The organism is Pseudomonas sp. NPDC086112 (assembly GCF_044746425.1).
Taxonomy (GTDB): Bacteria; Pseudomonadota; Gammaproteobacteria; order Pseudomonadales; family Pseudomonadaceae; genus Aquipseudomonas.
The window spans coordinates 1-24,820 of the sequence record NZ_JBIVCD010000049.1; the positions used below are offsets into that span (position 1 = coordinate 1).

The following is a 24,820-nucleotide window of genomic DNA, read 5'->3' on the forward strand; positions in this document are numbered from 1 at the left end:
GTACCTGCGCAAGCACAACCTCGCACTCGGCGGCAGCGTTGAAAACGCTATTGTGGTCGACGCGGATGGTGTACTGAACGAAGACGGCCTTCGCTATGAAGACGAATTCGTGAAGCACAAGATCCTCGATGCAATTGGTGACCTCTACCTGCTGGGCAATAGCCTGATTGGTGAGTTCAAGGGCTTCAAGTCCGGACATGCATTGAACAACCAGCTGCTGCGCAAGTTGATTGAGCAGACAGATGCTTGGGAAGTCGTGACTTTCGAAGACGCCAGCACTGCACCGATCTCTTACATGCGTCCTGTTGCGGCCGTGTAAGCAAAAAACCTCTCTAGTTTTTAAAGGCTGCCTTCGGGTGGCCTTTTTTTATGGGGGCGGGAAAGTGGTGTTTTGTGGTGTCTGTCATGGCCTCTTCGCGGGCAAGCCTCGCTCCTACAGGACAGCGGCGCATTTAACTTCCACACTCTGTAGGAGCGAGGCTTGCCCGCGAAGAGGCCGGCCGCCACACCGTAGATCTCAGTCTGCTGCAACCACCCGATTGCGCCCACTTTCCTTGGCCTGATACAGCGCCTTGTCTGCCGTATACAACAACTGCTCCAGGCTGATATCGGATGCTGTCGTCCAGGTACTGATACCGATACTGACAGTAATCGGCGACGTATCGCCCCCCACCAACGGCAACTGCTCCACCGCTGCGCGGATGGTGTCGGCAATCTGTTGCGCGCCGGCGCTGTCGGTTTCAGCCAGAATCACCGAAAACTCCTCGCCACCGTAACGGGCGACCAGATCCGCCGGTCGTCGAACATGGGTGCCGATCACTTTGGCCACCCGGCGCAAGGCATCGTCGCCGCCCTGATGGCCATGGCGATCGTTGAACGCCTTGAAGTGATCGACATCGATCATCAGCACCGACAATGGCAGACCGGAACGTTGGGCGCGAAACCATTCATGGTGCAAGGCCTGATCCAGGCTTCGACGGTTGGCCAGACCGGTCAAAGGGTCGGTAGCGGCCAGTTGTGCCAGTTCCTGCTCGGCACTTTGACGCCGACGCAATTCCCGGCAGAGCAACCAGGTCAGCCACAGCAAGCTCACACACAGGGCAATGGTCGCGAAGCTGACCACCACCGCAGTGCGCTTCCAGGCCGCAAAGACTTCATCGCTCGATAGCGCAACGATGACGATCAACGGCAAGTTCCCGACCTTGGAGAAGGTGTACAAGCGCTTGTCCTGGTAGCGGCTGGACATGCTGGTGAAGCTGCCGTTGCCTTCTTTGACGATGCGCTGAAAGTTGGGGCGATTACTGAAGTTCTTGCCGATCAGTTCTTCGGCCAGACGTGGTTGATGAGCCAGAAGAGTCCCGTCCTTGCTGATCAGATTGACCGTGCTGTCGCGGCCGATACTCAAACTGTTGAACAACTGATCGAAGTAACTCAACCGCATGGCGGCTTCGGCCACGCCCAGGAACTCACCCTGGGGGCCGTTCACCCGGCGACTGAAACTGATACGCCAATCCTGTTCGGGCGACCGGGCTCTGAAGGGGGGACTGATGAACATGCCCGGGTCCGGGTTGTTCACGTGAGACTGGAAGTATTCGCGATCGGCATAGTTGCCCTGCCTGGGCTCCACCGAGGCCGAGTCGGCGATCACGTCGCCCTTGTTGTCGAGCAACAAAATGTTGCCCTTGTACGGCGCGGCGGTGGCGCGGTCGAAATAGGCCAGATGGCGAATGGCTGGAGAAACGCTCTTGAGGTCTTCTCGCTGGGAGGCAGCGATCAAACCCAGCAGGGACACATCATAGAGTTCGACATTGCGCAGCACGTCGGCGTCGATCAATTGCACGATATTGTTGGCGGCGCGAGCAGCGGACAATTCGGCATTGGCGCGTTCACGGATCAGCAGAAAGGTCACGATGCTGAGTATCGCAATCACCAACAACACACTGCCGAGAACCAGAAGCCGCTCCGATCGTGTCGAACGGATCGGATGTTGAGATTTCGCACTGCTCACACTCATGGTTCTGACTTCTGCAAATAAGGCGTTAAAGAGTTCTTTTACAAGAATCGGGCAGAGTCCCAGAAACCAGTCGCGTTCAGAGGCGACTATATAAATCCCGAATAAAAAAAAGGCCAGCAAAACATGCTGGCCTTTTGCTAATTGGAGCTTAGAAGACATTCAGGGGGTAGTCGATAATTACGCGGTGTTGGTGTGGTTTGGTATTTCTGTGGCGAGGTGGCTTGCCCCCGTTGGGCTGCGAAGCGGCCCCTGAACCGCGTGAGACCCCGCCTCAGTCCGTGGTTGCCATCGCCTGCAGCGGGGCGGGCTTAGGCCGATGGAATAGCCGCTCGAGCCACAAGTAGATGACCGGCGTGGTGAACAGCGTCAGCGCCTGGCTCACCAGCAAACCGCCGACTACTGCGATGCCCAATGGCTGGCGCAGTTCGGCGCCGGTGCCGTAGCCGAGCATCAGCGGAAGGGCGCCGAGCAAGGCGGCGAGGGTGGTCATGATGATCGGCCGGAACCGAGTCATACACGCCTCATAGATCGCTTCTTCCGGCGGCAAGCCACGGTTGCGTTGGGCTTCCAGCGCGAAGTCGATCATCAGGATGCCGTTTTTCTTGACGATGCCGATCAGCAATACCAGCCCGATCAGCGCCATGATCGAAAAGTCCTGGCCGCAGATCCACAGCATGATCACCGCCCCGAGCCCCGCCGAGGGCAGCGTCGAAATGATGGTCAGCGGGTGCACGAAGCTTTCATACAGAACGCCAAGAATGATGTACACCGCCACCAGCGCCGCCAGAATCAGCCACGGCTGGCTGGCCAGCGAACTCTGGAATGCCTGGGCTGCGCCCTGGAAATTACCGCTGATGGCCACCGGCATGCCGATGTCGGTCTTGGCTTGGTTGAGCATGATCACCGCATCGCCCAACGCGACGCCGGGTGCCAGGTTGAACGACAGGTTGGCCGCCGGGAACATCCCGTCGTGAGCGATGGACAACGGGCCGATGGTTGGCGCATCGAATTTAGCCAGGGCCGACAGCGGCACCATTTCCCCGCTCAGCGGCGAGCGCAGATAGAAATAGTTGAGGCTTTCGGCCTTGCCGCGCTGTTTGGTGTCCAGTTCCAGAATTACGTTGTATTGGTTGGTCTGGGTCTGGAACTCGTTGATCTGCCGCTGACCGAAGGCGTCGTACAGCGCTTCATCAACATCGCTGGCGGTCAGGCCGAAACGCGCCGCTGCACTGCGGTCGATGCTGATGTGGGTGATGCTGCCGCCCAGTTGCAGGTCGTTGGAAATATCGCGGAACGCCGGGTTGCCGCGCAGTTTTTCCGTCAGGCGCTGGGTCCAGGTGCTCAGGAGTGCCCCGTCGTTGCTCTTGAGCACGTATTGGTACTGCGCGCGGCTCGGGCCGGCGCTGAGGTTGATGTCTTGCCCGGCACGCAGGTACAGCACGATGCCCGGGACTTTCATCAGCTGCGGGCGAATCCGGTCGATGAATTGGCTGGCCGACACGTCTCGGTCGCCGCGTTTTTTCAGCGAAATCCAGAAGCGGCCGTTGGCGATGGTCTGGTTGCTGCCCGCAACGCCGACCGAGTGTGAGAACGTCTCGACGGCAGGATCGGCGGCGACGATTTCGGCCATTGCCAAGTGTTTTTTCACCATGTCGCCGTAGGAAATGTCCGCTGCTGCTTCGGTGGTGCCGAAAACGAAACCGGTGTCTTGTACCGGGAAGAAGCCTTTAGGGATAAATATGTAACCGGCGACGGCCAGCCCCAGCGATAGACCGAATACACCGATCATCAACTTCTGATGGGCGAGGGCGCGGCGCAGGCCTTTCTCATACAGCGCCAGCAAGCGCTCGCCGAAGCCCGATTGGCTGTGTTCCGGCGCACGCATGAATAGCGCGGCCAACGTCGGTGCGAGCGTCAGGGACACCACCACAGAAATCATGATGGTCGAGGTGGCGGTCAGAGCGAACTCCTTGAACAACCGCCCGACCACGCCGCCCATGAACAGCAGCGGAATGAACGCCGCCACCAGCGAGAAACTGATCGAGACCACGGTAAAACCGATCTCGCCGGCGCCCTTGATGGCCGCCTCGCGCATGCCGTCGCCGGCTTCCAGGTGACGGTGAATGTTTTCCACCACCACAATCGCATCGTCCACCACAAACCCGACGGACACCACGATCGCCACCAGCGTCAGGTTATTCAGGCTGAAACCCATGATGTACATCAGGGCAAAACTGGCGATCAGCGACACACCGAGCACCGACGCCACGATCAGGGTCGCCGACAACTGCCGCAGGAACAGTGCCATCACCGCTACCACCAGCAGGATCGCGATCAGCAGGGTGACTTCCACTTCATGCAGCGAAGCGCGGATGGTCTGGGTGCGGTCGATCAACACCTTGACCTGCACCGATGCCGGCAGCATGGCCTCCAGCGTCGGCAGGGCCGCTTGAATACGGTCGACGGTCGCGACGATGTTGGCCCCCGGTTGCCGGAAAATCACCAGGTTCACCCCCGGTTGACCGTCAGCCCAGGCCTGGATGTAGGCGTCTTCCGAACCGTTGACGACTTTGGCCACATCCTTGAGATGAACCGGTGCGCCGTCCTTGTAGGAAACAATCAACTGACCGTATTCCTCGGGGTGGAACAATTGGTCGTTGGTGGACAAGGTCGAAATGCTCGACTCGCCATACAACGCACCTTTGGCCAGGTTGAGGCTGGTCTGCTGGATCGCCAGGCGGATGTCTGCCAGGGTCAGGCCGATGGCGGCGAGTTTGTCCGCCGAGGCCTGCACGCGGATCGCCGGACGTTGCTGACCGGTGATGTTGATATTGCCTACGCCGTCGATCTGGCTGATCTGACGGGCGAGCAGGGTTTCCACCAGGTCACTGACTTCGGTGCCGGGCATTTGCGGCGAGTTGATGCTGAGGATCAGCACCGGGCTGTCGGCCGGATTGACCTTCCTCCAGTTCGGCAGGTTCGGCATGTCTTTGGGCAGTTTGCCGGCGGCGGTGTTGATCGCGGCCTGGACTTCCTGCGCGGCGGTGTCGATGCTTTTGTCGAGGGTGAATTGCAGGGTCAGAATGGTCGAGCCCAGGGCGCTGCTCGAGGTCATCTGGGTCACGCCGGGGATGGCGCTGAATTGCACTTCAAGCGGCGTAGCCACCGACGAGGCCATGGTTTCGGGGTTGGCGCCAGGCAGTTGCGCGGCCACCTGGATGGTCGGGAATTCTGCTTCCGGCAGTGGCGCAATCGACAGTCGCGGAAAGGCGATTACCCCCAGCAACACCAAGGCAAAGGTCAGCAGGACCGTCGCCACCGGATGATCGATGCACCACGCGGAAATCGAGCCATGGCCCTTCATGGTTTCGGCTCCGATTGCACCACTTGCGGTGGGTCGGTCACTACCTGCACGGTCGAGCCAGGTTTGAGCCGCGACTGGCCATCGCTGACCAGCACATCGCCCGGTTTCACGCCTTTGATGAGGTCCTGGCCGCTGCCTTGATAAACGATCTGCACCTGAACGGCTTCGACCTTGTCGCCGTTGACCCGGTAGACGAAATGTTGATCGAGGCCACGTTGTACGACGGTGGGTGGCACCACCAATGCATTTTTATCCAGTGCTGTCTGAATCTTTACCGTTACCAGCAGGCCCGGCCAGAGTTTCTGTGCGGGGTTGGCGAACTCGGCCTTGGCGCGGATGGTGCCGGTATTGGCGTTGATCTGGTTGTCGATCAGGGTCAGGCGGCCTTCGCCTAGCAGGTTGCCGGTTTCGCCGTCGGTGTCGGCACCGATGTAAGCCTTGACCGGCGTGTGCTGGGGATCGTTGATCAGGCCTTGCAGGGTCGGCAACAGGTGTTGCGGCAGGGAAAATTCCACGGCGATCGGGTCGATCTGGGTCACCGTGAACAAGCCTTGGGTGTCGGTCATGCGCAGGAAGTTGCCTTCATCCACTGTGCGAATACCGACGCGACCGGTGACCGGGGAGCGAATCTGTGTGTAAGAAAGCTGCACCAAAGCGGCGTCGATCGAGGCCTGATTGCCTTGGGCGGTGGCTTTGAGTTGGTTGACCAGGGCTTGTTGCTGGTCATAGGTTTGCTTGGACACGCCGTCGTCGACGCTCAGCAGTTTGTAACGCTTGAGGTTAACCTGCGCCACTTGCAGTTGCGCCTGACTTTCGCCCAGTTGCGCCCGGGCCTGGTCGAGGCTGGCGCGGATCGAGCGGTCGTCGATGGTGGCCAGCAGATCACCTTTGTTCACCAGTTGGCCTTCTTTGACCAGCAACTTGGTGAGGATACCGTCGATCTGCGGACGCACGACCACGCTGTGCAACGACAGCACCGAGCCAATGCCGCTGATGTAGCGGGGCACGTCTTTTTCGGCGACGCTGACCACTCGTACGGGGATGGCGGTGGAGGGGGCCAGTTTGGTCGTGGCGGGTTTGGCGGCATACCACACGCCCAGCGCTGCCAGGGTGATCAGAAGGGCGGCGAACAGGGCGGTTTTTTTCTGAATTCGCATGCGAGTGGGGCGCCGGGCAGAGTGGTCGGAGTTTTGTCAGGCTTATACCTTCCTTTATAAACCTGTTAGCCCGTCAGGAGAGTGACTGGTAACTGACGGCGCTGTCAGTTTGGACCTCTTTGGATTGATGCGGATTCCCCGTGATCAAAAGATCGCAGTCTCGTTTCACTCGACAGCTCCTACAGTCATCAGTGTCAGACGAGAATTCGTCGATCCGGCGTAGACCGCGTTATCGTTCATCGCGAGCAGGCTCGCTCCCACAGGATTTGTGTCATACACAGATTTTGTACATGACCACTGCCCGCTCCCACAGGGTTCATCGTCGTTCGCAGATTCGGTGTACGACACAATGCACCTGTAGGAGCGAGGCTTGCCCGCGAAGGCGACAGGTCGGTCAGCACAAAACCCGACGGACTCACTTGCGGCGTGAAGCTTGCGGCTCCCGACACAGGTATACTGCCGCCTTTCGCGGCTCGCCTACCGGGCCCGACTCTTTAAGCATCACCCGGAGCTTTCATGACTTCCCCGACACAACCGCCGGTTGCCGACGCTTTGAGCGACGACCAGGCAGACCTGCCAGCCAGCGTCGACTCCAGCGCAGACAGCGAAACCAAAGCGGCGATTCCAGCGTTCAAGTTTCCGTTCAAACCAGGTGAATTGGCTGCGGCGAAGAATGCCAGCCAGCCTTGGTACAAGAATGGCGCGAAGAATGGCCATACCAAGACTCCCGGCGCAGCACCTCCCGGCACGCGTCGTTCGATGGGTAAACGCTGATAGTCAGGCATTTTGTTGGCGGGTAACTATTCCTCCCGCCAATGAGACAGTTCCCACAAGGACGCGCGATTACTCCTCTAGGAAAGACGGTTGTCATTCATCAAGAATTCATGCCCTGTGAATTTTTGATGAAGGTCGCCAGATGTCTCTGCTGAAAACCCTGTCCCTGCTCACTCTGGTGGTCCTGACCACCGGCTGCGTGTCCTCTGCGGTCGATCCGCAGATCCGCTTCGGGGTCGAAGCCCTGGTTCCACCGTTCGAGAGCCGTAACGACAAAGGTGAGCTGGTCGGATTGAACATCGAGTTGGGCAACGCACTGTGTGCTGAGCTCGAATCCCGCTGTGTCTGGATCGATCAGGATTACGCGACTAACCTCCATGCCCTTGAAGCCGGCCGCTTCGACGTGATCATGCCGATGACGGCTACACAGGCACGGCGCGAGCGGGTCGATTTCACCGACAATCTTTATCCCCTGAGCAGCCGTCTGGTAGCGCGCAAAGGCGCGACGTTGCAACCGGATGTGCAATCGCTCAAAGGCAAGCGTATCGGCGTCCTGGCGGGCACCAGTCGTGAAGCGTTCGCCAAGGCGCGTTGGGCGGACGCAGGCGTAACGGTGCGCAGTTTTCAATTCAACGATCAGTTGATTGCCAGTCTTCTGGCGGGCGAGATCGATGCCACCCTGCAAGACTCCATCGAAATCACTCAAGCCTTGCTAAGCCAACCTCAAGGACAGGCGTTCGACTTCGCCGGTCCTGCCCTCAACGATCCGATGCTGGGCAATGGTGTGGCGATGGCTGTGCGCAAAAGCGACACCCGCTTGCGCGATAACCTGAATGCGGCCCTTGAGCGTCTCAAGCAAAATGGCCAGTACCAAGCGATAACCGAGCGCTACTTGCCGCCAGCAGTACCCGATTCACCACGTTACTTTCCGAATGAAGAAGGCTTGCCATTTTCCGATGCGGTACAGGCCGGTGAGACCCTTTATCTTTCCGGGATGCTCGGTCTGGATGCTGATGGCCAACTGGTCAAGGGCGGGATTGGCCCGCAAATGACCCAGGCCATGGAAAACCTGCGCACCGAACTGCAACGTCGAGGCTCATCCCTCGCTCATGTGGCCAAATGCACGGTCATACTTGCCGATATCAAAGACTTCGATGCCATGAATGCGGTTTACCGCCGGACTTTCCCAGCCGATCGCCTACCTGCCCGGACAACGTTCGCGGCTAAAAAACTGCTGGCGAATGCTCGGGTGGAAGTCGAATGCCTTGCGGTTGCTGCTCGCTGACTCACCATCAGACAAGCCACTGTGCAACTAAAGTTGTGCAGTGGTTGGGTGTTTCAGGCTGCCCGCAACGAAATAAACGCATAGCTAACCGGTGTGTCGGTTGCCACCTGTGCGCCCGCCGCCTGCACTTGCCCGGCAATATCCTCACCCGACACGTGAAACAGCCAATCACTGCTCGACTCCATCTGCGATTGCGCTGAAATCTGATCGATAACCGTGGCAAACGCGTTCATATCCGGCAAATAAGCGGTAAATCCATCGCCCTTCAACGCTGTCGTCCGAATCCCCAATAGCGCGCAAATCGCCTCCTTGGTCTGAATCTCATCGCGATCGGCCTGACGGGAGCGCTGAATTAATCCTGCCAGTTCCTGATCCACTCGCTCACCCCCGATGATCAAATCCGGCCCTGTTACCCAGGACTCGGGCGGGCATTCCTTGATAGATGGGTTGAGCGGGATGTGCGGGTTGATTTCCATCGGATAGATGCGGCACACCAGCGGTCGGCGTTCGTAGATGCGGCAGAGGTTGTCTTCGTCAAGATTCCGGCAGGGGCCGACGTTGTACGCGGCAAAGGTGATCGCCACATGGGCCTTGCTGGCGCCGCTTCGAACCACCACCGAACGGCGTTCGGCATGTTCGCGCTGCTGCATGGGCAGGCCCAGGCCATTGGCGAGGAAGGCCTCCACCAGCACGATCACCTGACCGCCATCGGCCGCCCACATCCGGGCTTCGGCCAGTGTCAGGGGTACATGGTGGTCGTTGCAGCATTTGCCACAACCTACGCAGGAAAACGTTGTATTCATTGAACGGCCAGTCACCTGTGAGGGCATGAAATGGCGACAAAAAGCCACCGCAAGGGCCTGTGCCGAAGCAAGTTATGCGCCAGTCACTGCGCTTTTGCTGTTGGGCGGATGGAGTCCCACTCGGTCACGTAGGCGGTTTTGCTTTTCTTGTTGTAGAGGCACAGCTCGGTGCCTTGCTGGCCTTTCATGTGTTTTTGCGGGTACTGGCCTTGCAGCAGGAGCGCGGTATAACCGACCCGATCATCGAACTGCGCGGCGTTGCCGATGGGTTTGACGTTCTTCAGGCCGCTGGTTTTGGTGCAACTGGCGAGCACGGCTTTGTCGTAGGCGGCCCAGGCTTCGGGGGTGGATGCGTGGGCTTGGGTGGCGAGGGCGGTGAGGCAGAGGAAGGTCAGGGTGGTGGCTTTCATGGTTTGGGCATCCTTGGCGTGTAGTGGCCGAGGTCAGGAGTATGCCTGATGGATCGATGTTGGTTGTGCCGGCCTCTTCGCGAGCAAGCCCGCTCCCACAGTTGATTTGTGTCGTACACCGAATCTGTGAACGACGACGAACCACTGTGGGAGCGGGCTTGCTCGCGAAAGCGGTGTGTCAGACAGGCACGGGCTCCCGGCGGACCACATACATCCCGGCACTTTCATACAAACGCTGGGCCCGAAGGTTGTTTTCCAGCACCTTCAGATCCACAAAGCCTTCGCGACGTTGCTGAAACACCTTGAAAGCATTGAGCAGCAATGCACGGCCAAGTCCGAGGCCTTGAGCGCGCGGATGTACCACCAGGCTCTTGATGTAGGCACTGGTCCAGCACTGGGCAACGCCGACGATTCCTTCGGCGTCGAACGCGATGAAGCACAGGGACGGATCGTATTCGGGATCGGTTTCGAAACGCTGCTGCCAGACTTCCAGCGCCGGTACGCGACCGCCACCTTCTCGATAGCCGAGCTCCATCAAGTGATGGACGGCTTCGGCGAGTTCAGGACGGTAGTCGGTCAACTCAATGCCATTTGGCCAAGTGCAAGGCGGCACATCCTCAGCGAGGTTGCGCCGCATCAGAAAACAAAAGTCCTCGGCCACCACTCAATGACCTTGTTCGGCGACGGCCCTGGCCGCCGCGATCAGGCATTTGGTCAGTTCCGGCGAGGAGAATTTGGTCAGCACCGCGTTGGCTCCGGCCAGTCGAGCCTTCTCGCTGTTCATCGCGCTGTCCAGCGAGGTGTGCAGCAACACATAGAGGTGCGAGAAGTCCGGCGTTTCGCGCAATGTGCGGGTGAGGGCATAGCCGTCCATTTCCGACATTTCGATATCGGAAACGATCAGGTTGATCTGCTGGGCGGTGCCTTGCAGGTCCAGCAGGCAGTCGATGGCTTCCTTGGCGCTGCGAGCGGTGTGGCATTGCAGGCCGAGGTTGCGCAGGGTGTGTACCGATTGTTGCAGGGCGACCTGGCTGTCATCGACCACCAGGATTCGCGCGTTGCCGAGGACTTCGGCGTCTTCCATGCTCAGTTCGGTGGGGGCCGTTTCGATCTGCGCCGGAGCGATGCCGTGGATGACCTTTTCGATGTCCAGCACTTGCACCAGCGTGCCGTCGACGGAGGTCACGCCGGTGATGTACGAGCGCACGCCACCGGAGCCGAAGGGCGGTGGACGGATGTCGGTGGTCAGGCAATGGACGATCTTGCTCACCGCCTGAACGTGCAGGCCCTGCTTGGAGCGGCTGACGTCGGTGACGATCAGGCAGCCACCGTTCGGGTCTTCCAGTGGTCGCTCGCCGATGGCGCGGCTCAGGTCGATCACCGACAACGATGCGCCGCGCAGGGTGGCGATGCCTTTGACGTGGGGGTGCGACTCCGGCAGCTTGGTCAGCGGTGGGCAGGGGATGATTTCGCTGACTTTCAGCAGGTTGATCGCCATCAGCTTGCCGCTGCGCAAGGTAAACAGCAGAAGCGAAAGTGAATCTGCGCGGGCTTTGTTGGAAGACATAAAAACCTTCTGTGGAAAAAGGTGATGGGCGATTGTGAAGATCGCCAACAGCTATCGATGCCGGGTTATCGACTTGTTGGGGGTAGGCTTTAGGCATATTCCCCAGCATAACGACCAACGCGACCTTTGTAGCAGCTGCCGAAGGCTGCGTTCGGCTGCGAAGCAGTCGTAAACCTGCGCAGGCGATATATCCAGGTACAACGTGGTGACCGGTTTGGCGAGGACTTCGTCCTCGAACGCAGCCTTCGGCAGCTGCTACAAAGTATCGCGTTACTTCATACCCAACCGCTTGGCCATCCGTCCAAGGTTCGCCCGATCCAGCCCCAGCTCCCGCGCCGCGCTGGCCCAGTTGTTCTGGTGCCGTTCCAGGCAAGCGCTGATCAGTTGGCGCTGATAATGCTCGGTGGCCTCACGCAAATCCCCTGCAATTAATGCCGCCGCCGGTGCCGCAACCACCGGTTCCGGCACGGGTTCAATGCTGCCGTTGGGCAAGTCCAGATCCGCCGCACTCAAACTGAGAATCTTCGGCCGTTGCTTGCAGTTACCCAACGCCTTCAATGCACTGCGACCAATCAAATGCTCCAGCTCCCGCACGTTCCCCGGCCAGGCATACGCCAATAGTGCCGCTTGCGCATCGCTGGTCAGGCGCAGGCTGTTGAGGCCCATGCGTGAGCGGTTTTGTTCCAGGAAGTAGCCGCTGAGCAGCAGCACATCCCGACCGCGATCGCGCAGTGCGGGCACCAGCAGCGGGTAAACGCTCAAGCGATGATAGAAGTCGGCACGGTAGCGACCGCTGCGCACTTCTTCAGCCAGGTCACGGTTGGTCGCGGCGATCAATCGCACGTCGACCTGATGTTCCTGGTCCGACCCCAAACGCTGCAATTGCCCGCTCTGCAGCACTCGCAGCAATTTGGCCTGAACCGTCAGCGACAGTTCGCCCACTTCATCGAGAAACAGCGTGCCGCCATTGGCCAGCTCGAACTTGCCGCGCCGATCATTCGTCGCGCCGGTGAAAGCCCCGCGCACATGGCCGAACAATTCGCTCTCCACCAGCGTATCTGGCAGGGCGGCGCAATTGAGGCTGATGATCGGTTTGTCGGCCCGTGGGGACGCCGCGTGGATGGCTTGGGCCACCAGCTCTTTGCCGACTCCGGTTTCGCCGGTGATCAGCACCGTCAGGTCGCTGCCGCCCACCAGGCTGATCTCTTCCACCAGTCGTTTGTAAGTCTTGCTCTGGCCGATCATTTCGCGGTTCTGCTGGCCGCTGGCCTGACGGTAAACCTCGGCGCGCTGATGTTCGTCCTCAACGCGATTGGCCAGCCGCTCGATGCGCTCGGCGGCGTTGACCGTGGCGGCGGCGAGGCTGGCGAAGGCTTGCAGGGCGTCCAGTTCGATCGGTTCGAAACGTTCAGGGTCGAGCGCGTCGAGGGTCAGCAAACCCCACGGACGCTCGTCGATAAACAGCGGGCAGCCCATGCAGTCGTGGACCTCCAGATGTTCGTGAAGACCATCGACCAGACCGTCATAAGGGTCGGGCAAATCGCTGTCGGCGGCGAAACGAGTCGGGCCGGGGCTGCTGAGCAGCGCTTCGAAACGCGGGTGTTCGCTGACTTTGAAACGTCGGCCGAGGGTGTCGGTGCTCAACCCGTCCACCGCCAGCGGCACCAGCCATTCGCCGTCCAGTCGCAGCAGGGCCGCGGCGTCGCACGGGAGCAGGGCGCGCATGGCTTCGAGCAAGCGTCGGTAGCGCTCGCCTTCGGGCAGTTCGCGGGACAGGTCGGAGACCAGGGGCAACAGGGTCGTGAGCAGTAATTTTGCAGTCATAATGACTCCGTGTAGTCGGTGTGACTATAAAGCGTCGCGTGTCGATATGACTACTGTGTTTTTAACTTACTGATTTATAAGGTTTTAATTGTTGGCATGGAAACTGATACGTAAAGGTTATTCATATAAAGCCCAGGGGTTGCTCTTATGCTTAGCGTTCAAGATCGTGCCATCATCAAGTCCACCGTTCCGTTGCTGGAAAGCGGCGGCGAAGCGTTGATCACTCACTTCTATCGCATGATGCTCTCCGAATACCCGGAAGTCCGCCCGCTGTTCAACCAGGCCCACCAGGCCAGTGGCGATCAGCCTCGCGCCCTGGCCAACGGTGTATTGATGTATGCGCGGCACATCGATCAGCTCGATCAGTTGGGCGACCTAGTGGCCAAGATCATCAACAAGCACGTGGCCCTGCAGATCCTCCCGGAGCATTACCCGATTGTGGGCAGCTGCCTGTTGCGAGCGATCTCCGAAGTGCTGGGCGAAGAGATTGCCACTCCGGAAGTGATGAGTGCCTGGGGCGCGGCCTACGGTCAGTTGGCCGAGATCCTGATCGGCGCCGAAGCCAGCATCTACGACCAGAAAGCACAGGCGCCGGGCGGCTGGCGCGGTGCGCGGGAATTCGTCGTGGCGGGCAAGGTCGAGGAAAGCGCGGAAATCATTTCTTTCTACTTCGAACCGGCGGACAAGGGGCCGATTCTCGCGGCAGAGCCAGGCCAGTACATCGGCATGAAACTGATCCTCGATGGCGAAGAAATTCGACGTAACTATTCGCTGTCGGCGCTGGCCAACAAGGGCCAGTACCGCATCAGCGTCAAGCGCGAAACCGGCGGCCGCGCTTCCAACCATTTGCACGATCAACTGCACGTCGGCGCAAGCATCATGCTGTTCCCGCCAGCGGGGGATTTCACCCTGACCGCCAGCGACAAACCGTTGGTGCTGATCAGTGGCGGCGTCGGCATCACCCCGACGCTGGCGATGCTCGAAGCGGCGCTGGCGACCGAGCGGCCGGTGCACTTTATTCACTGCGCGCGTAACGGTAGCGTGCATGCTTTCCGTGACTGGATCGATGGCCTGGCCGAGCGTCATCCGCAGCTCAAGCGTTTTTATTGCTATGCCGAAGACGATGGGATCAGCCCGGCGGCGGACAAGGTTGGCCTGTTGAGCCAGGAGCAACTTGGCGCGTGGTTGCCAAAAGAACGCGATGTGGATGCGTACTTCCTGGGGCCTAAAGGCTTCATGGCGGCGATCAAGCGTCACCTCAAGGCCTTAGGTGTGCCAGAGAAGCAGAGCCGTTACGAGTTCTTCGGGCCGGCTGCCGCGCTGGAATAACTCTATGGGCGGTTCCTGAGGGCCGGGTCGGTGTTTCGCTAGTTTGCGAAGCACCGACCCGGCCTTTTTTGCATTTGGCTAGCACCCGACCAGAGGCCGGGTATAAGGCTGTCTGCCCGATTGACGGATAATACGTAAAAGTCCAGTATGGAAATATAAGTACAAAAAAGTGCTTCCCCGTTTCAGCTTCTTCTGTCTTGCCAAACCAACAACAACCCGCGAGAGAACGAATATGAAGAAATTCCCCCTCATCACCGGTCTGGCCTTGAGCCTGTTGGCGTGCAGTAGCTTGTTCGCCGCCGAGAAAGACCTGCGTATCGGTATCGAAGCGGCTTATCCGCCGTTTGCGTCCAAAACCGACAAAGGCGAGATTGTCGGCTTTGACTACGACATCGGCAATGCGCTGTGCGCGCAGATGAAGGTCAAGTGTGTGTGGGTCGAAGGCGAGTTCGACGGTCTGATTCCTTCCCTGAAAGTGAAGAAAATCGACATGGCGCTGTCGTCCATGACCATCAACGAAGACCGTAAGAAATCGGTGGATTTCACTCACAAGTATTACTTCACCTCATCGCGTCTGGTGATGAAGGACGGCGCAGTGGTGGATGACCAGTACGCCAGCCTCAAGGGCAAGAATATCGGCGTGCAGCGCGCAACCACCACCGACCGTTACGCCACCGAGGTTTTCGAACCCAAGGGCATCAACGTCAAGCGCTACAGCAACAACGAAGAAATCTACATGGACCTGGCAGCCGGTCGTCTCGATGCGATTTTTGCCGACACTATTCCACTGAATGACTTCCTGTCGATGCCGCGTGGCAAGGGCTATGCGTTTGTCGGGCCGGAATTGAAAGACCCGAAATACGTGGGTGAGGGCGCCGGGATTGCCGTGCGCAAGGGCAACACGCAGTTGGTGGCGGATCTGAACAAGGCGATCGACGAGATTCGCGCCAATGGCGAGTATCAGAAGATTTCGCAGAAGTACTTCAAGTCGGATATCTACGGCGATTGATTAATCGCTTTCGCGAGCAAGCCCGCTCCCACAGTTGATCGAGTTCTTCCTGAAGAAATGCGATTGAATGTGGGAGCGGGCTTGCTCGCGAAGGGGCCCTGTCAGACAGCCAAAATCCCAGGGCCTATCCCTTCAATTCCTTCAAATGCTTGTACACCGTCGCCCGCCCCATGTTCAGCACATTGGCCACATAGTTGGAGGCGCTTTTGCCTTTGAAGGCGCCTTCGGCGTGCAGCGCCAGCACCAGTTCGCGTTTGTGGTCGCGGGTCAGCACGTTCAGGCTCAACTGACGCTCGCGTAGCCAGGTGTGCAGAAAGGTGTTGATCCGTTCCTGCCAGTCATCGCGAAACAGTGAGTCCGGTTGCGGGATCAGCTTGGTCGGCGACAGGAACAAATCCAGCGCCGCTTTCGCGTTCTCGAACAGCGAGATATTCAGGTTGATGCACAGCACTGCCAGCGGACGACCCTCGCTGTCGCGCAACACGCTGCTGAGGCTGCGAATCTTCTGGCCGTCCCAGTTGAGCTTTTCGTACGGCCCGATGTTTCGTTCGCTGACGTCTTCGCTGAGCATGTCTTCCAGCGACGAGTCATCGCCGATTTCCCGTTTGGACAGGTTGTTGGCGATGTAATCGACCTTTTGCGTGCGCAGGTCGTGCAGCACCACCTCGGCATGAGGGAAGAACAACGTGGCGATGGCATCGGCAATCGCGCGGAAGTTGTCCATGGACGTAGCGTCCAGGGCCGAGTCTTTTTCAGGTGCGTTCATACAGTGGAACTCCAGGCAGCGTCAGCGCCCCGTTAAAAAGGGGCACTGGAAGTTTGCCGCAATCGTGTGGACACGTCACCTGACGGGCAGGATCAGCTCAAGCGGGCGGGGGAGAGCATCTCGGCGTCCAGGCCGAAACGGGTGAGTTGCTCGGGCAAGGCTTCGCCGCGTACCAGTGCAGCGCTGGCCTGGCCCATGGCCGGCGACGTCTGGATGCCGTAGCCGCCTTGCGCCGCGACCCAGAACAGCCCCGGCACCTGCTGATCGAAGCCGGACAGCAAATCCCCGTCGCGCACGAAACTGCGCAGGCCGGCCCAGGTGCGGGTCGGGCGGCGAATGGTCAGGGTGGTGGCTTCTTCGATCTGGTAAATGCCCATGGCGATGTCCAGTTCTTCGGGCTGCACGTCGTGCGGTTCCACCGGGTCGGCGTTGGCCGGTGAGCCGAGGAACATGCCGGCGTCAGGCTTCATGTAGAAGGATTCATCGAGGCTGACCAGCATTGGCCAGTCATGGATATCCAGGCCCTCGGGGCCGGCAAAGATAAAAGCTGCGCGGCGCTTGGGTTGCAAACCCATTGGTTTGGCACCGGCCAGCTCGCCAATCTTGTCGGCCCAGGCACCGGCGGCGTTGATGATGATCGGGGCGCTGAAGGTCTGAGTGTTGGTTTGAACCTGCCACTGCCCTTCGACATCCCGGGTCAGGCTCAACACTTCGCTGTCGGTATGCACTTCACCTTTATTGCGCCGGATACCGCGCAGATAGCCCTGATGCAGAGCGTCGGTATCGATGTCGCTGGCGGTCGGGTCGTAGATCGCGCCATGGACTTTTTCCCGACGCAGGATCGGCAGGCGCGCACAGGCTTCGTCGGCGCTGAGCCATTGCATTTGCGGCACCGTGGCTTTGGCGCTCAGGTATTGATTGCTCAGCTCGGCCGGATCGCCGGTGAAGTCGACGGTCATCTCGCCGCGCGGGGTCAGCAGCGGGTGTTCGCAGAAACCGGGCGGCGGTGCGTCGAAGAAGTCGCGGCTGGCCTGGGTCAATGCCCGAACCTGCGGTGTGCCATAGGCAGCGGTGAACAGCGCCGCCGAGCGTCCGGTGGAGTGATAGGCCGGATGGGATTCGCGTTCGAGCACAATCACCCGCCCGTGCTGCGACAGCCAGAAACCGGTGGAAGCGCCGGCAATCCCGCCGCCGATGATGATGAAATCTGCCTGGCTCATGAACGTCTCCTGTGGGGCGCAAATGCCGAAATTGTGGAATTCCCCTGTAGGAGCGAGGCTTGCCCGCGAAGGCGGTGTGTCAGTCTTGGTTTATGTCTACTGACACACCGCCTTCGCGGGCAAGCCTCGCTCCTACGAAGGGCGTGCTCTTAGCGCTGTAGTTGGTAAAGGGCATTGGCCAGTGCGATGTCTTCCAGGCCCAGGCCGATGGAGCGGAAGAACACCGTGCGGTCGTAGTCGGGGCGCTGCACTTTTTCGCTGAGCAAGTCGGGCAGGTCGCCGACAATCGAACGCTTGTCCCAGCCATGCTGCTCACCGGCGATCAGCATTTCGCCGGCCGAGCCCGGAGTGGTTTGACGATAGTCACAGAACACCTGCATGTGATTGAGGCTCTGCGGCGGCACTTCATGGGCGCGTGGGGCGTTGGTGCTGATGGAGGTGATCAGCGCCGGTTTGCTCAAAATTGACGGGTCTATCACCGGGCCGGCGGACGAGGTGCAGAGCATGATCACGTCGGCATCTTGAATCGCGGCTTCGCAACTGTCGACGAGGGTCAGCCGTGGATCGAGGCTTTTAAGCTGTGCCAGCGCTTCGGGATTCTTGCCGTTCAGGCTTGGCGAATAAAGGCTGATGCTTTGCCAGTCCCGCAGGCCCTTGACGTAGTGCAGGTGCGCCTGGGCCACTTTACCGCTGCCGATGATCGCCAGGCGCTGAGCGTTCAATGGAGCAAGGGCATCGACCGCCACCGCCGTCGTCGCGGCGGTGCGTGCGGTGGTCAATTCACCGGCATCGCAGAGCAGCAGCGGCTGACCGGTCTGCATCGACATCAGCAACGTCCAGGCGGTTACGAGCGGGCCTTGCTCGCGCACGATGTAGGGAGACGTCTTGACGCCATAGACCCCGTCTTCGGCCAGCACACCCAGGTAGTTGATGAAGTCCCCGGCACCCTGCGGGAATTCCACCAGCTGTTGTGCCGGCTGCACGGCTTGCCCGGCGGCCAGGTCGCGGAACAGCTTGCGCAGGATCTGCGGCACGTCAACGTGTGCCAGCAGTTCGCGGGCTTGAGGTTGGGTGATTACATAAGGCGTGCTGGGCATGGTCGGCTCCGGGCGCTGGAAGTAAACTAATTTGTCCATTATGGACTTTTAGTTATCTCTAGCAAGTCCTGTTGAAAAAAGCCGGACGAAAAAAAAGCGCAGTCCGTTGCCGGCTGCGCCCCTTTCTGAAAGGCCCGAGTTACGGGCGCTTGCGCTCAACCGCCCGCAGCAGATGCGTCGGTGGCGTTTCACAACTGATCTTGCGACCCAGCAACGCCTCGATGGACGGTAGCTGGTAGGAGTCGTCTTCACCGGCAAAACTGATGGACACGCCATCCGCGCCGGCACGGCCGGTACGACCGATGCGGTGCACGTAGTCGTCCGGGACTTCCGGCAGGGTGAAGTTGATCACGTGGCTGATGCCGTCGATGTGAATGCCGCGACCGGCCACATCGGTGGCCACCAGCACGCGGATCTTGCCTTCGCGGAAACCTTCCAGGGTCTTGATGCGCTTGTGCTGTGGCACATCGCCAGACAGCTGCGCCGCGTTGACGCCATCGCGCACCAGGCGTTCTTCGATGCGCCGCACTTCGTCCTTGCGGTTGGCGAAGACCATTACCCGTTCCCAGCCGTTATCGTTGACCAGGTTGTAGAGCAATTTATATTTGTCGGCACCGGCCACCGCGTAGATGTGTTGCTCGACGTTTTCGCTGGCCACGTTCTGCGCTTCGATCTCGACGATCGACGGGTCGGTGGTCCATTGCTTGGCGAGGTTCATCACGTCTTCGGTGAAGGTCGCGGAGAACAGCAGCGTCTGGCGCTCGTTCTTCGGCGGAGTCTGGCGAATGATCTGACGCACTTGCGGGATGAAACCCATGTCGAGCATCCGGTCGGCTTCGTCCAGTACCATGACTTCGACCATGTCCAGGTGCACGTCGCCACGCTGGTTGAAATCGAGCAAACGGCCCGGAGTAGCCACGAGGATGTCGCAGTGACGGGCTTCGAGGTGCTTGAGTTGCTTGTCGAAGTCCATGCCACCGACAAACGTCATGACGTTGAGGCCGGTGTACTTGGTGAGGTCGGCTGCGTCCTTGGCGATCTGCACCACCAGTTCCCGGGTCGGGGCGATGATCAGTGCTCGCGGTTCACCCATGTAGCGCTCTTTGGGCGGCGGGGTTTGCAGCAGCTGAGTGATGATCGAAATCAGGAAGGCAGCGGTTTTGCCGGTGCCGGTCTGGGCACGACCGATGGCGTCTTTGCCCGCGAGGGTGAAGCCGAGCACCTGCGCCTGGATCGGCGTGCAATACGGAAAGCCCAGGTCCTGAATGGCGTGCATCAGTTCGGGGGCGAGTTTGAAATCGTGGAAGCGGGTTTTGCCTTCCTGGGGTTCGACGACGAAGTCTTCGAGTTTCCAGGGAATAACCGGCGCTTTTGGCTTGGGTTCGCGACGCGGTTTTGCCGGTTTCGGGGCTTCGCTGCGCGGCTGCTCAGAGGCGATGGGCTCGGCTGCGGGGGCGGTCGGTGTGGTCACCGGCTCGTGCTTCGGTGCCGCTACGGTTGCGGTCCGGCCAGGCTGATTACCGTCGGTGCGGTGGCTGGGAGTATGAGAAGGAGCGCTGGAGACTGGCGCGAGCTGCTCAGTCTCGCTTTTACCGAACATTTTCTTGAGTGCTTTGAGCACGGTCATCTCATCAATTGGTTAAGGAATATACGCCGGCCAGTGTAATGCAAGAATCAGGCGCGGCGTAGTGGGATGGATCAATGGGTAGCTTTTAGCGCAAACGCTCGGCGAGCCAGACGCCAATGTCGCGGATTTCTTCGGGTAACACTTCGTGGCCCATTGGGTATTCCTGCCATGTCACGGTGACACCATGTTGCTTTAAATACTCGTAGGCGGTCCGGCCCATGGAGTTTTGCACAACGTCATCGTACTGGCCGTGCAATGACAGCACCGGAATGCGCTGCTGGCTGGCGGAAAGCTCCAGTTCATCACTGAAGGTCGGCGCATAAGTCGAGAGGGCAAGTACGCCACCCAGCGGTCCCTGCCATTTCAGAAAGGCTGTGTGCAATACCACGGCGCCACCTTGGGAAAAACCGGCGAGAAAGATGCGCGAGGCGTCTATTCCGCTGGCCTTCTGCTCTTCGATCAAATCAAAGACCCGTTGCGCGGATGCCTCCAGCTGCTCGCGGCTGATCGCGCGCGCCGGGCTCATTGCCAATATGTCGTACCAGCTTGGCATCTCATAGCCGCCATTAATGGTGACGGCGCGAGTCGGTGCCTGGGGCAAAACGAAACGGGTGCTGAGCAGGTTTTCCTGTAGTGCCTCGGCTACCGGCAAAAAGTCGTAGCGGTCGGCACCCAGCCCGTGAAGCCAGATTACGCAGGCGTCTGCGGGCTTGACGGGTTGAAGAATCAGGGGCTCGGTCATGTCTGCTCCATTGTTGTGCGTGCGCTCTCATTAAGTGCGAGGTTCGAGTGCGCAATGGGTTGATCAGTTAAGAAGATGTCGCAAGGTTGAAAGTTTTGCTATTGATCTTGCGCTGAATCGCTTTAGCGAGCGGTCTGGTACGGGCTTTGCTATGGGGAAGCCTGTGCAACCAATCTCATGCCTTGCGGTAACACTATCAGTGTATGGCTGGTCATGGGATAGCAAAGAATCCGGTGATGGATGTTCGCCAGTGGCCGCTACGGGCTTCGCGAACGTGAAAGGGCTACAGCCCGTTCGGCCGATTGGTGAGAAGGGAGTTGTCCATGATGTGGATTTTCTCCTACTAGACTCATAGCGACGGTCCTTACGTCGGTTGACCCTAAAAAAAGCCAACATGGGTCAACAACGCCTCATAAGGGTGCGACAGGGCTCAAGCTCCGACACAACAAGAGCAAAACTGGAGGTTTGAATGAAGTTATTGAAATCCACCCTGGCCATCGTGACTGCAGCCGCAGTACTCGGTGTCAGTGGGTTCGCTCAGGCGGGTGCAACCCTGGATGCAGTGCAGAAGAAAGGTTTCGTACAGTGTGGTGTGAGTGACGGTCTGCCGGGCTTCTCGGTTCCGGACTCCACTGGCAAGATCGTGGGTATCGATGCTGACTTCTGCCGCGCTGTGGCTGCTGCCGTATTCGGCGACGCGACCAAGGTCAAATTCAGCCAGTTGAATGCCAAGGAGCGTTTCACTGCTCTGCAGTCCGGCGAAATCGACGTGCTGTCGCGCAACTCCACCATGACCAGCTCCCGTGATGCGGGCATGGGCCTGAAGTTTCCAGGCTTCATCACCTACTACGACGGCATCGGCTTCCTCGCTAACAGCAAGCTGGGCGTGAAAAGTGCCAAGGAACTGGACGGTGCAACCATCTGCATCCAGGCCGGTACCACCACTGAGCTGAACGTCTCCGACTACTTCCGCGCCAATGGCCTGAAATACACCCCGATCACTTTCGACACCTCCGATGAAAGCGCCAAGTCGCTGGACTCCGGTCGGTGCGACGTGCTGACCTCCGACAAGTCCCAGCTGTTCGCCCAGCGCAGCAAGCTGGCCTCGCCGAAGGACTACGTGGTTCTGCCGGAAACCATTTCCAAGGAGCCCCTGGGCCCGGTCGTGCGTAACGGCGACGACGAGTGGCTGGCCATCGTGCGTTGGACTGGCTACGCCCTGCTCAATGCTGAAGAAGCAGGCGTGACTTCGAAGAACGTCGAAGCCGAAGCCAAATCCACCAAGAACCCTGACGTCGCTCGTATGCTGGGCGCTGACGGTGAATATGGTAAAGACCTGAAACTGCCGAAAGACTGGGTCGTGAAGATCGTCAAGCAAGTCGGCAACTACGGCGAGATGTTCGAGCGCAACCTCGGCAAGGATACTCCGCTGCAAATCGACCGCGGCCTGAATGCGCTGTGGAACGCTGGCGGCATTCAATACGCACCACCAGTGCGCTGATGGTTCTATCACCCGGTGGGCCAACCACCGGGTGATGTTCTGTTCCATTATTTCCGGGGCACTTCATGCAAAATTCAATCGGCGCACCTAAGCAGAGGCTCAGCCTCAGCGATCCACGAGTGCGTGCGTGGCTGTTTCAGATCATCACGGTTGTCGCCGTGGTCGGGATGGGTTGGTACCTGTTCGACAACACGCAAACCAACCTTCAGCACCGGGGCATTACCTCGGGTTTCGACTTTCTTGAGCGCAGTGCCGGTTTCGGCATCGCTCAGCACCTGATCGACTACACCGAATCGGACAGCTATGCCCGTGTGTTCGTCATCGGTTTGCTCAACACCCTGCTGGTCACCTTTATCGGTGTAATCCTGGCGACGATCCTCGGTTTCATCGTCGGTGTGGCACGGCTGTCGAAGAACTGGATCATTGCCAAGCTGGCGACGGTGTATGTAGAGGTCTTCCGTAACATTCCACCACTGCTGCAAATCCTGTTCTGGTACTTCGCCGTGTTCCTGACCATGCCGGGGCCACGCAACAGCCATAACTTCGGCGACACCTTCTTCGTCAGCAGCCGCGGCCTGAACATGCCCGCAGCGTTGATGGCGGATGGTTTCTGGCCGTTTGTGGCGAGCATCGTCGTGGCCATCGTGGCCATCGTGCTGATGAGCCGCTGGGCGACCAAACGCTTCGAAGCGACCGGCGTACCGTTTCACAAATTCTGGGCAGGCCTGGCGCTGTTCCTGGTGATCCCTGCGCTGTGTGCGTTGATCTTCGGCGCGCCACTGCACTGGGAGATGCCGGAGCTCAGGGGCTTCAACTTCGTCGGTGGCTGGGTGCTGATCCCGGAACTGCTGGCGCTGACCCTGGCCCTGACGGTGTACACCGCGGCGTTTATCGCCGAAATCGTGCGTTCGGGCATCAAGTCGGTCAGCCACGGCCAGACCGAAGCGGCCCACTCGTTGGGATTGCGCAATGGTCCGACCCTGCGCAAGGTGATCATCCCGCAAGCCCTGCGCGTGATCATTCCACCGCTGACCAGCCAATACCTGAACCTGGCGAAAAACTCCTCGCTGGCGGCCGGTATCGGTTATCCGGAGATGGTGTCGTTGTTTGCCGGTACGGTGCTGAACCAGACCGGGCAGGCGATCGAAGTCATTGCCATCACCATGAGCGTGTACCTGGCGATCAGTATCAGCATTTCCCTGCTGATGAACTGGTACAACAAGCGCATTGCGCTGATCGAGCGGTAAGGAAAAGCGCATGACGACTCATACTTTCAAACCCGACATGCCACCACCGAGCAGCAGCATCGGTATCGTGGCGTGGATGCGGGCGCACATGTTCTCCAGCTGGATCAACACCCTGCTGACGCTGTTCGCGTTCTATCTGATTTACCTGATAGTTCCGCCTGTTGTGAGCTGGGCGATTCTCGATGCCAACTGGGTCGGCACCACTCGCGCCGATTGCACCAAGGAGGGCGCCTGCTGGGTGTTCATCCAGCAGCGCTTCGGCCAGTTCATGTACGGTTACTACCCGACAGACCTGCGCTGGCGCGTAGACCTGACCGTGTGGCTGGCGGTGATTGGCGTGGCGCCGTTGTTCATCGCACGCGTTCCACACAAGGCAATCTACGGCCTGAGCTTTCTGGTGCTCTATCCGATCATTTCCTACGTCTTGTTGCACGGTGGATGGTTCGGTCTGACCGAAGTGGCGACCAGCCAATGGGGCGGCTTGATGCTGACTCTGGTGATCGCTACCGTCGGTATCGTCGGTGCATTGCCGCTGGGTATCGTTCTGGCCTTGGGCCGGCGTTCGAACATGCCGGCGATTCGCGTGGTCTGCGTGACCTTCATCGAATTCTGGCGCGGTGTGCCGTTGATCACGGTGCTGTTCATGTCGTCGGTGATGTTGCCGTTGTTCCTGCCCGAAGGCATGAACTTCGACAAACTGTTGCGCGCGCTCATCGGTGTGATCCTGTTCCAGTCGGCCTACATCGCTGAAGTGGTGCGTGGCGGTCTGCAAGCGATCCCCAAAGGTCAGTACGAAGCGGCTGCAGCGATGGGCCTCGGATACTGGCGCAGCATGGGCCTGGTGATTCTGCCGCAAGCCCTGAAGCTGGTGATCCCTGGCATCGTCAATACCTTCATTGCGCTGTTCAAGGATACGAGCCTGGTGATCATCATCGGTCTGTTCGATCTGCTCAACAGCGTCAAGCAAGCCGCCGCCGACCCGAAATGGCTGGGCATGGCCACTGAAGGCTATGTGTTCGCGGCCCTGGTGTTCTGGATTTTCTGTTTTGGTATGTCCCGCTACTCCATGCATTTGGAACGTAAG

General features: G+C 59.3%; 21 protein-coding genes. 8 read left to right on the forward strand and 13 right to left on the reverse strand.

Going from position 1 to position 24,820, the window contains the following annotated elements; genetic code table 11:
* Positions 1–319: UDP-3-O-acyl-N-acetylglucosamine deacetylase (locus tag ACIPLA_RS25025; protein ID WP_401176828.1), on the forward strand; the 319-nt coding region annotated here is incomplete at its 5' end.
* Between the two features lie 198 nt (positions 320–517).
* On the opposite strand, the gene ACIPLA_RS25030 is transcribed toward ACIPLA_RS25025, so the two are convergent.
* The 3 genes from ACIPLA_RS25030 to ACIPLA_RS25040 all read right to left on the reverse strand — a co-directional run bounded on the left by ACIPLA_RS25030 (position 518) and on the right by ACIPLA_RS25040 (position 6,535).
* The gene (locus ACIPLA_RS25030) at positions 518–2,014 is read right to left on the reverse strand and encodes a diguanylate cyclase (protein WP_401176831.1); all 1,497 of its coding nucleotides are present in this window, start codon (positions 2,012–2,014) and stop codon (positions 518–520) included.
* Between the two features lie 271 nt (positions 2,015–2,285).
* A complete protein-coding gene (locus ACIPLA_RS25035) occupies positions 2,286–5,378 on the reverse strand; it encodes a multidrug efflux RND transporter permease subunit (RefSeq protein ID WP_218398923.1) in 3,093 nt (1,030 codons plus the stop codon).
* Positions 5,375–6,535 carry an efflux RND transporter periplasmic adaptor subunit gene (locus ACIPLA_RS25040; protein WP_401176835.1) on the reverse strand — a complete coding sequence of 387 codons (1,161 nt, stop codon included), beginning with the start codon at positions 6,533–6,535 and terminating at the stop codon, positions 5,375–5,377. Before ACIPLA_RS25040 ends, ACIPLA_RS25035 begins: the two co-directional genes overlap by 4 nt.
* A 516-nt stretch (positions 6,536–7,051) precedes the next feature.
* Between ACIPLA_RS25040 and ACIPLA_RS25045 the strand changes: the two genes are divergently transcribed.
* Complete coding sequence (locus ACIPLA_RS25045) at positions 7,052–7,309, forward strand: hypothetical protein (protein WP_123494455.1); 258 nt, start codon at positions 7,052–7,054, stop codon at positions 7,307–7,309.
* 142 nt (positions 7,310–7,451) lie between these two features.
* Positions 7,452–8,594, forward strand: coding sequence for a transporter substrate-binding domain-containing protein (locus ACIPLA_RS25050; protein ID WP_218398926.1), 1,143 nt, complete (start codon positions 7,452–7,454; stop codon positions 8,592–8,594).
* Between the two features lie 53 nt (positions 8,595–8,647).
* Here ACIPLA_RS25050 and ACIPLA_RS25055 read toward each other — a convergent pair whose 3' ends face one another.
* From ACIPLA_RS25055 to norR, 5 genes are all read right to left on the reverse strand, one after another.
* Positions 8,648–9,397 (reverse strand): YkgJ family cysteine cluster protein, encoded by a 750-nt coding sequence (locus ACIPLA_RS25055; protein ID WP_401176840.1) that lies wholly within the window; start codon positions 9,395–9,397, stop codon positions 8,648–8,650.
* A gap of 83 nt (positions 9,398–9,480) precedes the next feature.
* On the reverse strand, positions 9,481–9,807 hold the full coding sequence (locus ACIPLA_RS25060; RefSeq protein WP_401176843.1) for a hypothetical protein: 327 nt from the start codon (positions 9,805–9,807) through the stop codon (positions 9,481–9,483).
* A gap of 178 nt (positions 9,808–9,985) precedes the next feature.
* Positions 9,986–10,444 (reverse strand): GNAT family N-acetyltransferase, encoded by a 459-nt coding sequence (locus ACIPLA_RS25065; RefSeq protein ID WP_401176846.1) that lies wholly within the window; start codon positions 10,442–10,444, stop codon positions 9,986–9,988.
* A 27-nt stretch (positions 10,445–10,471) separates the two neighbouring features.
* Positions 10,472–11,374 carry a chemotaxis protein CheV gene (locus ACIPLA_RS25070; protein ID WP_007905472.1) on the reverse strand — a complete coding sequence of 301 codons (903 nt, stop codon included), beginning with the start codon at positions 11,372–11,374 and terminating at the stop codon, positions 10,472–10,474.
* A gap of 270 nt (positions 11,375–11,644) precedes the next feature.
* Positions 11,645–13,198 carry a nitric oxide reductase transcriptional regulator NorR gene (gene norR / locus ACIPLA_RS25075; RefSeq protein WP_401176849.1) on the reverse strand — a complete coding sequence of 518 codons (1,554 nt, stop codon included), beginning with the start codon at positions 13,196–13,198 and terminating at the stop codon, positions 11,645–11,647.
* A gap of 147 nt (positions 13,199–13,345) precedes the next feature.
* On the opposite strand from norR, the gene hmpA reads away from it, so the two are divergent.
* Together hmpA and ACIPLA_RS25085 are read left to right on the forward strand one after the other, a co-directional pair.
* A complete protein-coding gene (gene hmpA / locus ACIPLA_RS25080) occupies positions 13,346–14,527 on the forward strand; it encodes an NO-inducible flavohemoprotein (RefSeq protein ID WP_401176852.1) in 1,182 nt (393 codons plus the stop codon).
* A 232-nt stretch (positions 14,528–14,759) separates the two neighbouring features.
* Positions 14,760–15,536 (forward strand): ABC transporter substrate-binding protein, encoded by a 777-nt coding sequence (locus tag ACIPLA_RS25085; protein WP_218398932.1) that lies wholly within the window; start codon positions 14,760–14,762, stop codon positions 15,534–15,536.
* Positions 15,537–15,660: 124 nt separating this feature from the next.
* On the opposite strand, the gene ACIPLA_RS25090 is transcribed toward ACIPLA_RS25085, so the two are convergent.
* The 5 genes from ACIPLA_RS25090 to ACIPLA_RS25110 form a co-directional block, all read right to left on the reverse strand.
* Positions 15,661–16,302: a transcriptional regulator gene (locus tag ACIPLA_RS25090; RefSeq protein ID WP_063341476.1), complete on the reverse strand. Its 642-nt coding sequence runs from the start codon at positions 16,300–16,302 to the stop codon at positions 15,661–15,663.
* Positions 16,303–16,394: 92 nt separating this feature from the next.
* On the reverse strand, positions 16,395–17,522 hold the full coding sequence (locus ACIPLA_RS25095; RefSeq protein ID WP_218398933.1) for an FAD-binding oxidoreductase: 1,128 nt from the start codon (positions 17,520–17,522) through the stop codon (positions 16,395–16,397).
* Positions 17,523–17,671: 149 nt separating this feature from the next.
* Positions 17,672–18,619, reverse strand: a complete 948-nt coding sequence (locus ACIPLA_RS25100) for an ornithine cyclodeaminase family protein (protein WP_401176887.1) — start codon at positions 18,617–18,619, stop codon at positions 17,672–17,674.
* 139 nt (positions 18,620–18,758) lie between these two features.
* The gene (gene rhlB / locus ACIPLA_RS25105) at positions 18,759–20,246 is read right to left on the reverse strand and encodes an ATP-dependent RNA helicase RhlB (RefSeq protein ID WP_123494444.1); all 1,488 of its coding nucleotides are present in this window, start codon (positions 20,244–20,246) and stop codon (positions 18,759–18,761) included.
* Positions 20,247–20,331: 85 nt separating this feature from the next.
* A complete protein-coding gene (locus tag ACIPLA_RS25110; RefSeq protein ID WP_123494443.1) occupies positions 20,332–20,988 on the reverse strand; it encodes an alpha/beta hydrolase in 657 nt (218 codons plus the stop codon).
* Positions 20,989–21,457: 469 nt separating this feature from the next.
* On the opposite strand from ACIPLA_RS25110, the gene ACIPLA_RS25115 reads away from it, so the two are divergent.
* From ACIPLA_RS25115 to ACIPLA_RS25125, 3 genes are all read left to right on the forward strand, one after another.
* Positions 21,458–22,489 (forward strand): amino acid ABC transporter substrate-binding protein, encoded by a 1,032-nt coding sequence (locus ACIPLA_RS25115; protein WP_401176858.1) that lies wholly within the window; start codon positions 21,458–21,460, stop codon positions 22,487–22,489.
* Positions 22,490–22,554: 65 nt separating this feature from the next.
* On the forward strand, positions 22,555–23,736 hold the full coding sequence (locus ACIPLA_RS25120; protein WP_401176861.1) for an amino acid ABC transporter permease: 1,182 nt from the start codon (positions 22,555–22,557) through the stop codon (positions 23,734–23,736).
* A 10-nt stretch (positions 23,737–23,746) separates the two neighbouring features.
* Positions 23,747–24,820 (forward strand): amino acid ABC transporter permease (locus ACIPLA_RS25125; RefSeq protein ID WP_401176864.1); only part of this gene is annotated, 1,074 nt, incomplete at its 3' end.

Excerpts from the sequence above, each read along its gene's own strand:
- ACIPLA_RS25030 (WP_401176831.1), bottom strand. The coding sequence starts at position 2,014 with ATGAGTGTGAGCAGTGCGAAATCTCAACATCCGATCCGTTCGACACGA.
- ACIPLA_RS25035 (WP_218398923.1), bottom strand. The coding sequence starts at position 5,378 with ATGAAGGGCCATGGCTCGATTTCCGCGTGGTGCATCGATCATCCGGTG.
- ACIPLA_RS25040 (WP_401176835.1), bottom strand. The coding sequence starts at position 6,535 with ATGCGAATTCAGAAAAAAACCGCCCTGTTCGCCGCCCTTCTGATCACC.
- ACIPLA_RS25045 (WP_123494455.1), top strand. The coding sequence starts at position 7,052 with ATGACTTCCCCGACACAACCGCCGGTTGCCGACGCTTTGAGCGACGAC.
- ACIPLA_RS25050 (WP_218398926.1), top strand. The coding sequence starts at position 7,452 with ATGTCTCTGCTGAAAACCCTGTCCCTGCTCACTCTGGTGGTCCTGACC.
- ACIPLA_RS25055 (WP_401176840.1), bottom strand. The coding sequence starts at position 9,397 with ATGAATACAACGTTTTCCTGCGTAGGTTGTGGCAAATGCTGCAACGAC.
- ACIPLA_RS25060 (WP_401176843.1), bottom strand. The coding sequence starts at position 9,807 with ATGAAAGCCACCACCCTGACCTTCCTCTGCCTCACCGCCCTCGCCACC.
- ACIPLA_RS25065 (WP_401176846.1), bottom strand. The coding sequence starts at position 10,444 with ATGCGGCGCAACCTCGCTGAGGATGTGCCGCCTTGCACTTGGCCAAAT.
- ACIPLA_RS25070 (WP_007905472.1), bottom strand. The coding sequence starts at position 11,374 with ATGTCTTCCAACAAAGCCCGCGCAGATTCACTTTCGCTTCTGCTGTTT.
- norR (WP_401176849.1), bottom strand. The coding sequence starts at position 13,198 with ATGACTGCAAAATTACTGCTCACGACCCTGTTGCCCCTGGTCTCCGAC.
- hmpA (WP_401176852.1), top strand. The coding sequence starts at position 13,346 with ATGCTTAGCGTTCAAGATCGTGCCATCATCAAGTCCACCGTTCCGTTG.
- ACIPLA_RS25085 (WP_218398932.1), top strand. The coding sequence starts at position 14,760 with ATGAAGAAATTCCCCCTCATCACCGGTCTGGCCTTGAGCCTGTTGGCG.
- ACIPLA_RS25090 (WP_063341476.1), bottom strand. The coding sequence starts at position 16,302 with ATGAACGCACCTGAAAAAGACTCGGCCCTGGACGCTACGTCCATGGAC.
- ACIPLA_RS25095 (WP_218398933.1), bottom strand. The coding sequence starts at position 17,522 with ATGAGCCAGGCAGATTTCATCATCATCGGCGGCGGGATTGCCGGCGCT.
- ACIPLA_RS25100 (WP_401176887.1), bottom strand. The coding sequence starts at position 18,619 with ATGCCCAGCACGCCTTATGTAATCACCCAACCTCAAGCCCGCGAACTG.
- rhlB (WP_123494444.1), bottom strand. The coding sequence starts at position 20,246 with ATGACCGTGCTCAAAGCACTCAAGAAAATGTTCGGTAAAAGCGAGACT.
- ACIPLA_RS25110 (WP_123494443.1), bottom strand. The coding sequence starts at position 20,988 with ATGACCGAGCCCCTGATTCTTCAACCCGTCAAGCCCGCAGACGCCTGC.
- ACIPLA_RS25115 (WP_401176858.1), top strand. The coding sequence starts at position 21,458 with ATGAAGTTATTGAAATCCACCCTGGCCATCGTGACTGCAGCCGCAGTA.
- ACIPLA_RS25120 (WP_401176861.1), top strand. The coding sequence starts at position 22,555 with ATGCAAAATTCAATCGGCGCACCTAAGCAGAGGCTCAGCCTCAGCGAT.